This window comes from Leptotrichia sp. oral taxon 498, from assembly GCF_002240055.1.
Lineage (GTDB): Bacteria > Fusobacteriota > Fusobacteriia > Fusobacteriales > Leptotrichiaceae > Leptotrichia > Leptotrichia rugosa.
In genome coordinates, this window is the sequence record NZ_CP016753.1 from 874,125 (window position 1) to 886,860 (window position 12,736).

The window sequence follows — 12,736 nt, forward strand, 5'->3', positions numbered from 1 at the left end:
AAATAAAAAAATAAAGACAAGGCAAAAAAAGAAGGAAAAAAAATGAGAGAATTAGACAAGGAAGAAAAAAATCCAAGGTTTATTGCTTTTATTATGCTTGTAGGAATAGGATTTTTAGTATTAATTTCAAAATTATTTATTTTACAAATTTTAGAAGCTTCTAAATATGAAGAAAGAGCACAGCAAAATAGAATTAGAACAAATATAATAAAAGCTAACCGTGGTGAAATTTACGATAGAGAAGGTCATTTACTTGCAAAAAATATGACAGGATATCAATTGGTTCACATTGGGACAAAAACGCTTGATGCAAATGATGTGAAAATATTGAAAGAAATGAAAAATATGAATCCAGAGCAAATTCATGCAAGACTTTCAAGTGAGAAAAAGAAAAAAGCTAAGGACTTGGAAGAGACAATGCTTGATATTAAAAAAATTAATGAAGTGACTGGAACAAATTTGGATGACATAATTGATAAATTTTTTAAAGAGCAAAGACTTGGAACGGATAAAAAAATATTGGTTATTGAGGATTTGGATAAAAATGTTGCACTAAAAGCTATTGAAAAATTGGATAACGATAGAATTGACATAGTTGAATATAATAAGAGATTTTATCCTGAAGATACAATAGCATCTCATGTTATAGGTTATGTAAAACCGATAAGTGAAAAAGAATATAACGAGTTAAAAGACAAAGGTTATCAAAATAGTGACCTAATTGGGAAAAAAGGTGTTGAGCGTTCTTATGACAAAGAGATGAAAGGTCAGGATGGAAAAGAGAGTATTGAAGTTGATGCAAAGGGGAATATAATAAGACAAATTTCCACAAACGAAAGTATTGCTGGAAAAAATGTATATTTGTCACTCGACTTTGACTTGCAAAAAGCTATGACAGAAGCATTTAGCGGGAAAACTGGTGCATTTATTGCAATGGAAGCGAAAACTGGGAAAATAGTCACTTTTGTAAGCAATCCTGAAATAAGCTTGAATTTGATGAGTTCAAAAATTCCTGGAGCTCAGTGGAACGCTTTGGTAAATTCTAAATCAAAACCACTTGTAAACAAAGGAATTGCAGGACTTTATCCTCCTGGATCGACATTTAAGGCAGTAACTGGTACAGGAATATTGGAATCTGGAATTTCTCCGTATGCAACAGTAAATTCTACAGGACAATATAGATTTGGAGGTTCAGTATTTAGAGATTCGCATAAAGCTGGACATGGTATAACTAACTTTGCTAAATCTATCGAAGAATCAGTAAATACATATTATTATGTATTTTCTCAAAAGGCTGGAATAAAAAATATTGATAAATATGCTAAAGAATATGGAATCGGTGAAAAAACAGGAATTGACATACCTGGAGAATCTACGGGAACATTGCCAAGTCCTGAATGGAAAAAGAAAAGATTTAAGAAAAAACAAGATCAAAAATGGCTTCCAGGAGATTTAATCAATATGTCAATAGGACAAGGTTATGTGCTTGTTACACCAATACAAATTGCTTCGGTTTATCAAGCAATTGCAAATAATGGTGTGCAGTTAAAACCAACTGTAGTTGACAGATTTGTCACTTATAACGGAAAAGTCACAGTGAATCAGCCAAAATTGTCGAGAAAATTAAATGTAAGTCCGAAGACGCTAAAATTGTTGCAAAATGCATTAAGATTGCCAGTAATGGGTTCAGGCGGAACGGCAAAAATTCTTAGAATAGAGGGATATCCTGTTTCTGCTAAAACAGGTACGGCACAAAATTCTGGATTTAGAGACAATCACTCGTGGATAGCTGGATACTTTCCATCAGATAAACCGCAAATTGTATTTGTTTCGGTCGTAGAAGGTGGAGGATATGGTGGAGACGCATCTGGAGAAATGGCTAGAGTCTTTATAAATAAATATAGAGAAAAATATGTTTTAAAAGTAAAACAAAAAGATAAAGATAAAACACAAGATGATAATAAAAATAGCAAAAATAATAAAAATAACGAAAATGATAAAAATAATGGAAATAACGGAAATAAAAAAGGATAAAATTTGAAAATATAAAAATATAAAAAAATAAAGTGAGGAGGTGTTTACTAAATGTCAGATAAAGAAAGAAGAGAAGTAGGAAGTTTAAATTCAACAATAAAAAGACATTTTTCTAAAAAAGAAGATACTAATAAAATAAAATCTAATTTAAAGAGATTTAGAAGAAAAAGTACGAATAGAAGACATTTAGATGAAAAAAACGAAACAAGATATGTTCCACTTGCAAACAATAGAAATAGACATGTTGACAAAAGAAGTTTCAAAGATGAGGCAAGAGATGAAAAAATGTATGTAATCCCATTAGGCGGATTGGAAGAAGTTGGGAAAAATATGACGGCATTTCAGTATAAAGACGAAATAGTTGTGGTGGATGCCGGACTTACATTTCCAGAGGATGAACATTTGGGAATTGATGTTATAATACCTGATTTTGCATATTTAGAAGCGAATAGAAATAAAATAAAAGCTTTGCTTTTGACACATGGGCACGAAGATCATATTGGAGCGGTGCCGTATTTTTACCAAAAATTGGGAACAGAAAATATACCGATGTATGGTGGAAAACTAACACTTGCACTTGCAAAAGCTAAATTTGAGAAAAAGGATGCGAAACTTCCAAAAGAGAAAGTTATAACTGGAAGAAATATTTTAAAGATTTCAAAATATTTTACGGTGGAATTTATAAGTGTTACACATAGTATTGCTGATTGTTACGCCATTTGCATAAAAACTCCTGCTGCGACAATTTTACATTCGGGAGATTTTAAAGTGGATTTGACGCCAGTAGATGGAGAAGGATTTGATTTTGGAAGGCTGGCACAACTAGGAGAAGAAGGTGTGGATTTACTTTTGTCAGACAGTACAAATGCACAAATTCCTGGATTTACACCATCTGAGAGAACTGTTGGAGAAAGTTTGAAGGATGAATTTTCAAAAGCCAAAGGAAGAATAATACTTGCGGCATTTGCATCTCATGTTCACAGATTACAGCAAATTGTAAATATTGCCTATTCTCATGGAAGAAAAATTGCAATTGATGGAAGAAGTATGATTAAAATATTTGAAATTTGTTCAAATCTGGGATATTTAAAACTTCCAAAAGACATAATGATAGATATTGAAAGAGTGGAAACACATCCAGCAGATAAAGTGTTAATTTTATGTACTGGAACTCAGGGAGAGCCACTTGCAGCGCTTTCAAGAATCGCAAATGGAACTCATAAATATATAACGTTAAGACAAGGGGATACAGTTGTAATTTCAGCAACACCTATTCCAGGAAATGAAAAGGCTGCAACCAAAAATATCAATCAATTGATGAAGCGGGAGGCCAATGTCGTGTTTGAAAAAGGAATTGGAATTCATGTTTCGGGACATGGTTGTCAAGAAGAACAAAAACTTATGATAAATCTTGTGAAACCAAAATTTTTCTTGCCAGTTCACGGAGAATATGCGATGATTAAAAAACATAAAGAGTTGGCGGTTGCTGTGGGAGTTGAAGAAAAAAATATACTGTTGGGTGAAAATGGAGCAAAATTTGAACTTTCCAAAAGAGAGTTTAGACAAGTTGGAAAAGTACCAAGTGGAGCGACATTCATTGATGGATTTGGAATTGGTGATATTGGAAATGCAGTCTTAAAAGATAGACAAAACTTAGCTGATGATGGAATAGTAATTATTTCGATTTTAAAATACAAAAATGGAACTTTTAATGAAAATATAGAACTTGTTACAAGGGGATTTGTTTACAATAAAGATGCAGAAAGCTTACTTTCTAAAACAAAGGAATTGGTAAAAAAAGAACTTTCCGTTTTACAGAGTGAAAAAGTTAAAGAAATTGGAAAAATAAAACAGAGAATTAGAATAAAAGTCGGAGATTTCTTGTCAAAAGAAACTGACAGAGATCCAATAATTTTACCAATAATTATGGATAATTGAGAAAGGAGATAATACAAAATGGTACAGCAACTTTCAAGTAGAGAAAGAGCTTTTTTGAGAAAGCTGGCACACAATCTTGAGCCTGTCGTAAGAATTGGAAAAGAAGGAATAGATGAAAATGTTTTAAAAAGTATTGCTGAAGTTGTAAAAAAAAGAGAATTAATAAAAGTAAAAATCTTGCAAAATTCATCAGTAGGATTTGATAGAGAATTAGCTGATGAAATTGCAAAAGATACAAAATCAATTTTTGTGGATAAAATTGGAAATGTTCTTATATTTTTTAAACCTAAAAATACAAAAGATGCAGTAATTACAACTGAATTTAATGAATTTAAAAAGAAAAAAAATAAAAAATAAAAAAATTGAAAAAAGAAAAAATAGAAGTAAAGTGAAGAAAAGAAATAAGAAAAGGAAAAGAAGATGAGTGCAGGAATATTATTTGGAAATAGACTTTTGGATGTTGCGGCAATATCTTGCCTTTCAGCGCAATTTTACAAAGTTTTTTTTCCTGTATTTAAGGGAAGAAAACCGCAGTGGGGAAGGTTAATTCAAACAGGTGGAATGCCGAGTTCTCATGCTTCAACGGTTGTTTCTCTCGCAACTGGCGTGTTTTTTATAAAAGGCGCTGCTTCCATAGAATTTGCTATTTCAATGGTATTTGCTGGAATTGTCCTGTACGATGCGACAGGTATCAGACGTCAAGCTGGAAAACATGCAAAAGCATTAAATACATTAATAGAAGCGATAGAACATCGAGAAGGAATAGAAATAATAAATGAGAAATTCAAGGAACTTTTGGGACATACTCCACGAGAAGTATTTTGGGGTACTGTTTTAGGAATAATGTTGAGTTTTTTATTCAAAAGATATATTTTGGGATAAATTTTAAGTTGAAAAAATTTCTCAATTGTATTATAATGAACAATAAAAAAAAAATAAAGAATGAAGGAGCGGATGAAATAATGATAGAAATGATATTACCTGATGGTAGCAAAAGACAGCTAGAAAAACCAATGACAGTAGTGGAATTTGCAAAAACGATTGGTTCTAGTTTAGGTAAAGCAACTGTAGGAGCTATGATTGATGGAACCCAAGTAGATCCTTCGTACATAATTGAAAAATCAGGAAATATACAGCTAATAACAAATACTAGCGAAGAAGGAATAGAAATAATTAGACACAGTGCGGCTCACATAATGGCTCAAGCTGTGCAAAGATTATTTCCAAATACAAAAGTTACAATAGGGCCTGTTGTGGAAAATGGATTTTTCTATGACTTTGATCCTGAAAGACCTTTTACTGAAGAAGATTTAACAAAAATCGAAGAAGAAATGAAAAAAATAGTAAAAGAAAATTATCCTTTTGAAAGAAGTGAAATGAGTGCCGAAGAAGCTAAAAAATTCTTTGCTGAAAAAGGTGAAACTTATAAAGTTGAAATAATTGATGACTTGGGAGTTGATAAAGTCAGTATTTATAAACAGGGAGAATTTGTGGATTTATGCCGTGGAACACATGTTCCATCAACTGGATATTTAAAAGCATTTAAATTAATGTCAACTGCTGGAGCTTATTGGCGTGGAGATTCAAATAATAAAATGCTTCAAAGAATTTATGGAGTAGCTTTTGCGACTAAAAAAGAGCTGGATGACTATTTGACAATGATGGAAGAAGCTGAAAGAAGAGATCACAGAAAATTAGGAAAACAGCTTAACTTATTTTTCTTGGATGAACATGGACCAGGTTTCCCATTCTTTATGCCAAAAGGTGTGGAAATTTTTAACAAACTTCAAGAAATGTGGAGAGTTGAACATAAAAAAAGAGGTTATCAGGAAATAAAAACTCCAATTATGCTGGATAGAGAACTTTGGGAAATTTCTGGACACTGGTTTAATTACAGAGAAAATATGTATACATCGACAATTGATGAAAAAATTTATGCAATTAAACCAATGAACTGTCCAGGTTCAATAATAGCATATAAAAATAACTTGCATTCATACAAAGATTTACCATTAAAATATGGAGAAATGGGACTTGTTCACAGACACGAATTTAGTGGAGCTTTGCACGGACTTATGAGAGTTAGAGCATTTACACAAGATGATGCGCATGTTTTTTGTACAAAAGAGCAAATTGAAGAACAAATTATTGAAATTATTGATTTATACGATAAATTCTATACTTTATTCGGATTTGAATATCATATTGAATTATCAACAAAACCAGATAAAGCAATCGGTTCAGATGAAATTTGGGAAATGGCTGAAGCTAATTTAAAATCAGCTTTGGAACACAAAGGGATTGATTATAAATTAAATCCTGGAGATGGAGCGTTTTACGGTCCAAAAATTGACTTTAAGATGAAAGATTCAATTGGAAGAATTTGGCAATGTGGAACAATCCAATTAGATTTCAACTTACCACAAAGATTTGAAATGAGCTATATCGGAGCAGACGGAGAAAAACATGAACCAGTAATGATTCACCGTGCAATGTACGGAAGTTTAGAAAGATTCCTTGGAATTTTGATTGAACATTATGCAGGAGCTTTCCCAACTTGGTTAGCGCCAGTACAAGCAAGAATTTTAACAATTTCTGATGAACAAGTGCCTTTTGCAAAAGAATTATTTACAAAATTTCAAAATGCAGGAATTAGAGTTGAACTTGACACAAGAGCGGAAAAAATTGGATATAAAATTAGGGAAGCAAATGGAGATCAAAAAATACCAGTTCAGTTGATTATTGGTAAAAATGAAGTTGCGAATAATGAAGTGAATGTTAGAAGATTTGGTTCACAAGAAAGCAAAAATGTTTCAGTTGATGAAATTGTTAATATTTTGTTGGAAGAATCAAAAGTTCCGTTTAAAAAATAATTTTATGTAAAAAATTATTAAAGTTACTAAATAAATAAAAATAGAGGTGATTTTTATGAGTAATTATTATGATGAAAATAACGATTTTTTGGAACAGGAGTACAAAAATGAAGAAAAAAATCCACGACTTGCAACTTATGAAGATTTAAACAGGTTAGTTGCTTCAAAGGTTCGTGGAAGTGTGTTTTGGATGGTTTTTGGATTGGTATTATCTGGAATCGCAGGTTTTTTTGTAATGAATGCAGCTTATGTTGGGATATTTTCGTACGAGGTATTTGCAGCTTTAGTAAAAATATCAGTAATATTGGAACTGGTAACAGTTTTAGCGTTCACGTTTTTAATTTACAAAGTGTCGTCAAGAGTTCTAAAATTGATGTTTATTGTGTATTCGATACTTACGGGAATAAGTTTTTCAGTCCTTTTTGCAACTGATTTAAATATTGTAATTACAGCATTTTCTGTAACTGCACTATTATTTTTGATTTTGGGGATTTACGGCTATGTCACAAATGAAGATTTGACAAAATTTGGAAGCATTGCAACTGTAGGACTTATTACAATTATTTTGGCAAGTATAGTAAATATATTTTTACAAAGTGACGGTGTAGTCTGGTTTATGACAATTCTTGGAATAATCATATTTGTTATTTTTATCGCTGTTGACATAAATAGAATAAAAAATAATATAATTGCTCATGCTGTGCAAGGAGATACAGAAATTCTTAATAAAATCGAAATTATGGGAGCATTAAATTTATATTTAGACTTTATAAATTTGTTCTTGTATATTTTAAGAATATTGGGAAGAAGAAAATAAATTATATTAAAAATATTTATGTGAAAAATGCTTTAAAGTCGGAGTTTTTCTGATTTTAAAGCAATTTTAATTTTTTAGGAAAGTGGGAAAATCTTGCAAGATAACAAATTAAATAATGATACGGAAAAATTCATTAACGATGAAATTATAAACAGTAAAATTTGGGTGTTTTGCGGCATATTGATTTCAGTTTTGTTGTCGCAGATGTTAAATTTACAGGCTGAAATGTATAAAATTATGTATATTTTTAAAATGAAGCAAGTTTTGGATAAAATATCGTTTTTATTTATTGGAATAATTGTTTTAGAAATTTTTTTGACATTTTTTTTATATAAAATTATAATTAACAAAAGCAAAAAAATTATAAAATCAAGTTTTGTAATTTATTCACTTTTGACAGGTTTAAATTTGTCAATTTTTTCTTCGGTAATAAAAGTTTTGTTTCAGAAAAATATTGGAATTTTATCTGTAATATTGCTAATAATATCGTTATTTCTAGCGATAATTTTAATAATTTTTGATTCAAAAAAATAAAAAAAATGATAAAAATAAAAGTTTTAGAAAATAATGAAACTGAATTTTTGGAAAAAATAAGATTTTATGTGGCGGCAGTTTTATATACGGATATTGTAAAAATACTGATTTTGCTTATAATAAGCACGATAATTTTAATATAAATTTGAAAGGAAAATAAAAATAGATGAAAAGAAAAATAGAATGTGTGGAAGAGTTTCACAGAATTTATAAACTTGGAAATTCTAAAAAGCCGATTGGAAAATTAAAGGATGGATTGGAAAAATTGAGGTTTGACTTGATGGCTGAAGAAAATGGAGAATATTTGGAAGCGGCTAAAAAAGGGAATGTTGTAGAAGTGGCAGACGCACTTGGAGATATGCTCTATATTCTTTGTGGAACAATTATTGAGCATGGAATGCAAAATGTGATTGATGATGTTTTTGAAGAAATCCACAGAAGCAACCTTAGCAAATTGGATGAAAATGGAGATCCGATTTATCGGGAAGATGGGAAAGTTATAAAAGGACCGAATTATTTTCCGCCAAATTTAAAGAAATTTTTTGAAAAAAATGATAAGTAGTTTTTGAAATAAAAAAATTTATTCTGTCTAAATAGTGAAAATACTTGTAAAAATTTGAGAAATATGATAAAATATAAACCGATATGTGAAGAATTTTAACTAAAAAAATTAGTTAATTAAAAGTTATAAATAGTGAAAGCTATATTCAAAATTAAGAAAGGAGCTACTAATTTTAGTAGGGTGAAAAACAATGAGAAGATGTGAAGTTTTTGGAAAAGAAGTTAGCCACGGAAATAGAGTAAGTCACTCTCATAAAGCTACAAAAAGAATATGGAAACCAAATTTACAAACAATGCTTTTAAATATTAATGGAAGTGAAATAAGAGTAAAAGTTTGTACAAAAGCTATGAAAACATTGAAAGGAAAAAATGTTGATCAAGTTAAAAAAATATTATTAAAAAATATTAAAACATTAAGTCCTAAAATTCAAAAAGCATTATTTTCAGTAAAGTAAGTTATTAATAACTTACTTTTTTTTGAAAATTTTAAATTATTTTGAAAAAATAAAAAAAATGAAAAAAAGTGTTGACATCTAAAAGTATATATGATATAATCTCTCTTGTCTGTGAGATATTAAGATTTTATAGATACGATGTGCGGTCTTCGTCTAGTGGTCAGGACTCCAGGTTTTCATCCTGGCAACAGGGGTTCGACTCCCCTAGACCGTACCAAGTATTAATTATGGTCGCATAGCTCAGTTGGGAGAGCACCTGCCTTACAAGCAGGGGGTCATTGGTTCGAGCCCAATTGTGACCACCATTTATGGAGGTGTAGCTCAGTTGGTTAGAGTGCTTGCCTGTCACGCAAGATGTCGCGAGTTCGAGTCTCGTCACTTCCGCCATAAAATTTGATTGCCGCTTTAGCTCATCTGGTAGAGCAACTGACTTGTAATCAGTAGGTGGTTGGTTCGAGTCCGACAAGCGGCACCATAAAAAATTAATAATGTTGTGGAGAGGTTCCCGAGTGGCCAAAGGGATCAGACTGTAAATCTGCCGGCTCAGCCTTCGAAGGTTCGAATCCTTCTCTCTCCACCATTTTTTTTTATAAAAATTTTAATATGAAAAATCATATAATTTCATAGGAGGAAATATTAATTATGGTTAGAAAAATAAAAGGAGCAGGAAATAAATCAGGAGGAAGCCAACAAGATATTATAAAACAAGCTCAAGTGATGCAACAAGAAATGTTAAAAATTCAAGAAGGATTAAAAGATAAATTTGTAGAAAGTTCTGTAGCTGGTGGTGGAATCACTGTTAAAGCCAATGGTCAAAAAAAAATAGTTGATTTATCAATTTCTTTAGATGTTTTAAAGGATGCTGTTGAGGAAAATGATTCAACAATAGTTTCAGATTTAATTATAAATGCAGTAAACGAAATTTTAGATAAAGCTGAAGAAATGGCTGAAAAGGAAATGGAAGTTGTTACAGGTGGTGTAAGCATTCCAGGATTATTTTAATAAAAATTTAGATTTTTTGTAGTTTTCATGCCATATAAGAATAAACCAGAACGAAACTTCTGGTTTTTTTATAAAAAAATAAAAAAATATTTGACAAATTATATAAAATATGATAACATACTTTATGTAACGTGTGGGTGGATGTCCGAACGGTAAGGGACCGGTCTTGAAAACCGGCGAAATCGCAAGATGTCTGGGTTCGAATCCCAGTTCACCCGCCATTAAATATAATTTTGGAGAAGTGGCAGAGATGGCCGAATGCGCTCCCCTGCTAAGGGAGTATCCGGGCTAAAACTTGGATCGAGGGTTCGAATCCCTCCTTCTCCGCCATTTTTTTATAAGAAGGTTTTTTTGCATCTGTAGCTCAACTGGATAGAGCGTCTGACTACGGATCAGAAGGTTATGGGTTCGACTCCTGTCAGGTGCGCCATAGTTTATTAAATAAAAAAAATATTAGACATTGAAAATCAATAAATAGTTTTTATTGGTTTTTTTATTTTAAAAAAAATTTAAGGAGAATGAATGGAAGAAAATAAAGAATTAGAAAAGAAAAAAAATATCAATAAAATGATAATAATGATGTTTTTGTGTGTAATTGTCTATAATTTTGGACATCCTGGAACTCCAGCACTAATTGAAATGAGAGGATGGGAAAAAAGTGTGTCAGGAGAACTTTTGGCATTTATGAGTGTGGCTATGTTTATTTCGTCGCCATATTTGGGAGCTATTGCAGATCATATTGGAATGAAAAAGTTATTTATCTTTATGCCGTTTATCTATGGGACTTCTCAGTTATTTTTTGGATTTGTTCCCCAATTGCCTTTGGTGTTTATCGCAAGAGTTGTTTCAGGATTCGCATCTGGTGGGACTTATGCGATTGCTTTTGGGTATGTGAGTCAACTGTCGAAAAGTGGCGAGAAAGCTAAAAATATTGCCAAAGTCAGTTCGGCTACTGTAATAGGTGGCGCAATTGGTCAGAAAATTGGAGGAATGGTCGCTGATATTGACCCAAGATATTCTTTTGTACTGCAGTTTATATGTGGAAGCATCGTTTCCATTATTATATTATTTCTTATGAAAGAAATAATTTGCAGAAAAGATAAAACTGAAAAGCTTGATCCAAAAAAATTAAATCCATTTGCAACTTTTAAATATATAAAAGATTTGGATAATTATTCAAGATATTTTTGTCTTATAATTTTATTATCTGGAATAGGAATTTATTCATATGCCAATGCGCTTAACTATTTTTTGCGGTTTAATGAAAAAGTTTCCTCAAATACAATAGGAACTTTTGTGATGTTTTCTTCACTTACCGCTTTTTTTGGAACGGCATTTTTGCTGGAAAAATTGGTTTCAAAATTTAAAGAAAAAAATATTTATAAATTTATGATTTTGATTGGAATAATTTTTATGGCAGTAATTTTGTTTGAAGTGAAATTGGATGTGATTCCGTATGTTATAATGGCAATTTATACGATGTCTTACGAAATGGTGAGATCACTTGGAAATACAATTATTGCTAAAAGATATAAAGAAAATCAAGGAAAAATTTTAGGAGTGGCGTCCGCTGTTGGCTCGCTTGGAAATGCGATTGGCTCCCTTTTATCAGGACACCTTTTGAAAATGAGTGAATTTTTGCCTTTTATTACAAATATTGCTGTAATGGGAATTGTATTTTTACTTATTTTATTTAATAAATTTGATAAAGAAAAAATAGAAAAAAACTAAAATTTATGATAAAATTAAAAAAATTGTAAAAAAATAGAGAAAGGAAATTTATGTATAATTTTAGTTATTTCAGTCCAATTCATATAGAAACATTTATTGTTTCAGCATTATTCTGCACTTTGCTGCTTTTTGTTCCAAAAATTTTTAAAAGACTTGATTTGAAAAAATATTCACTTTTTTTGGGGTATTTTTTGCTATTTTTTAAAGTTGTTGATTCTGTCTATCGGGTAATTTATCAAAAAGAGCCAATCTATAATGTGATGCTTGTTCATCTTTGCAACTTTGTGGCAATCTTTGCTGCTTTTTATCTAATTTTTAGGACAAAATATTTGTATAATGTCGTCTATTATCTATCTTTCGGTCCTATTTTAGCGCTAATTCTACCAGGAATCACGAATTATTTTAACAATTACTATGTCTATATTTTTATGATAATGCACGCTTTGATTGTTTTTACAGTTGTATTTGGAGCAAAATATTTAGATGGAGAACCTACGAAAAAAGGGCTTTTTCAATCTATAGTAACTTTACTTATAATATTTTTGTATGCCGCATTTTATAATTTTTTATTTAAAGATATAAATGCAATGTTCTTGCGAGAATATATTGAACCTAGAATATTTGGATTTATAAAGCCATTTTGGATATATAGGATTGTTTTAATAATTGGAATGGTATTATTAGAAGTTTTGCTTTATTTTCTTTCAAAAATAAAAGCAAAAAATGAATTCGATTAGATTAAAAAAGCACAATTTATCCCGTATTAAAAAAGGGGGGATTATTGTGCTAGT

General features: G+C 30.7%; 13 protein-coding genes and 8 tRNA genes. All 21 read left to right on the top strand.

Annotation, left to right across the window (positions count from 1 at the left end; translation table 11 throughout):
- Positions 1-42: 42 nt before the first annotated feature.
- The 21 genes from mrdA to BCB68_RS04250 all read left to right on the top strand — a co-directional run bounded on the left by mrdA (position 43) and on the right by BCB68_RS04250 (position 12,682).
- Entirely contained in the window at positions 43-2,034 is a 1,992-nt protein-coding gene (gene mrdA, locus BCB68_RS04155; protein WP_094079652.1) for a penicillin-binding protein 2, read from the top strand.
- Positions 2,035-2,085: 51 nt separating this feature from the next.
- Positions 2,086-3,972 carry a ribonuclease J gene (locus tag BCB68_RS04160; protein WP_094079653.1) on the top strand — a complete coding sequence of 629 codons (1,887 nt, stop codon included), beginning with the start codon at positions 2,086-2,088 and terminating at the stop codon, positions 3,970-3,972.
- Positions 3,973-3,990: 18 nt separating this feature from the next.
- Entirely contained in the window at positions 3,991-4,329 is a 339-nt protein-coding gene (gene yhbY / locus BCB68_RS04165; protein ID WP_094079654.1) for a ribosome assembly RNA-binding protein YhbY, read from the top strand.
- A 63-nt stretch (positions 4,330-4,392) separates the two neighbouring features.
- Positions 4,393-4,854, top strand: a complete 462-nt coding sequence (locus tag BCB68_RS04170; RefSeq protein ID WP_094079655.1) for a divergent PAP2 family protein — start codon at positions 4,393-4,395, stop codon at positions 4,852-4,854.
- Positions 4,855-4,934: 80 nt separating this feature from the next.
- On the top strand, positions 4,935-6,845 hold the full coding sequence (thrS, locus tag BCB68_RS04175) for a threonine--tRNA ligase (protein WP_094080769.1): 1,911 nt from the start codon (positions 4,935-4,937) through the stop codon (positions 6,843-6,845).
- A 55-nt stretch (positions 6,846-6,900) separates the two neighbouring features.
- On the top strand, positions 6,901-7,662 hold the full coding sequence (locus tag BCB68_RS04180) for a Bax inhibitor-1/YccA family protein (protein ID WP_094079656.1): 762 nt from the start codon (positions 6,901-6,903) through the stop codon (positions 7,660-7,662).
- Positions 7,663-7,755: 93 nt separating this feature from the next.
- Positions 7,756-8,196, top strand: coding sequence for a hypothetical protein (locus BCB68_RS04185; protein ID WP_237048702.1), 441 nt, complete (start codon positions 7,756-7,758; stop codon positions 8,194-8,196).
- Positions 8,197-8,201: 5 nt separating this feature from the next.
- Complete coding sequence (locus BCB68_RS10850; protein WP_237048703.1) at positions 8,202-8,339, top strand: hypothetical protein; 138 nt, start codon at positions 8,202-8,204, stop codon at positions 8,337-8,339.
- Between the two features lie 23 nt (positions 8,340-8,362).
- Positions 8,363-8,758, top strand: coding sequence for a nucleoside triphosphate pyrophosphohydrolase family protein (locus tag BCB68_RS04190; RefSeq protein WP_094079657.1), 396 nt, complete (start codon positions 8,363-8,365; stop codon positions 8,756-8,758).
- Between the two features lie 190 nt (positions 8,759-8,948).
- Positions 8,949-9,212: a 50S ribosomal protein L28 gene (gene rpmB / locus BCB68_RS04195; protein ID WP_094079658.1), complete on the top strand. Its 264-nt coding sequence runs from the start codon at positions 8,949-8,951 to the stop codon at positions 9,210-9,212.
- A gap of 142 nt (positions 9,213-9,354) precedes the next feature.
- Positions 9,355-9,429: transfer RNA gene (locus BCB68_RS04200), tRNA-Glu, on the top strand.
- 12 nt (positions 9,430-9,441) lie between these two features.
- Positions 9,442-9,517: transfer RNA gene (locus BCB68_RS04205), tRNA-Val, on the top strand.
- Positions 9,518-9,522: 5 nt separating this feature from the next.
- Positions 9,523-9,599, top strand: a tRNA-Asp gene (locus BCB68_RS04210).
- Positions 9,600-9,611: 12 nt separating this feature from the next.
- Positions 9,612-9,687: transfer RNA gene (locus tag BCB68_RS04215), tRNA-Thr, on the top strand.
- 20 nt (positions 9,688-9,707) lie between these two features.
- Positions 9,708-9,792 (top strand) — tRNA-Tyr (locus tag BCB68_RS04220).
- 62 nt (positions 9,793-9,854) lie between these two features.
- The gene (locus BCB68_RS04225) at positions 9,855-10,214 is read left to right on the top strand and encodes a YbaB/EbfC family nucleoid-associated protein (RefSeq protein ID WP_094079659.1); all 360 of its coding nucleotides are present in this window, start codon (positions 9,855-9,857) and stop codon (positions 10,212-10,214) included.
- Between the two features lie 135 nt (positions 10,215-10,349).
- A tRNA-Ser gene (locus BCB68_RS04230) sits at positions 10,350-10,435 on the top strand.
- 14 nt (positions 10,436-10,449) lie between these two features.
- Positions 10,450-10,544 (top strand) — tRNA-Ser (locus tag BCB68_RS04235).
- Between the two features lie 23 nt (positions 10,545-10,567).
- Positions 10,568-10,644 (top strand) — tRNA-Arg (locus BCB68_RS04240).
- A gap of 92 nt (positions 10,645-10,736) precedes the next feature.
- Positions 10,737-11,945 (top strand): MFS transporter, encoded by a 1,209-nt coding sequence (locus BCB68_RS04245; protein ID WP_094079660.1) that lies wholly within the window; start codon positions 10,737-10,739, stop codon positions 11,943-11,945.
- Positions 11,946-11,995: 50 nt separating this feature from the next.
- Positions 11,996-12,682 (top strand): YwaF family protein, encoded by a 687-nt coding sequence (locus BCB68_RS04250; protein ID WP_094079661.1) that lies wholly within the window; start codon positions 11,996-11,998, stop codon positions 12,680-12,682.
- Positions 12,683-12,736: the final 54 nt, after the last annotated feature.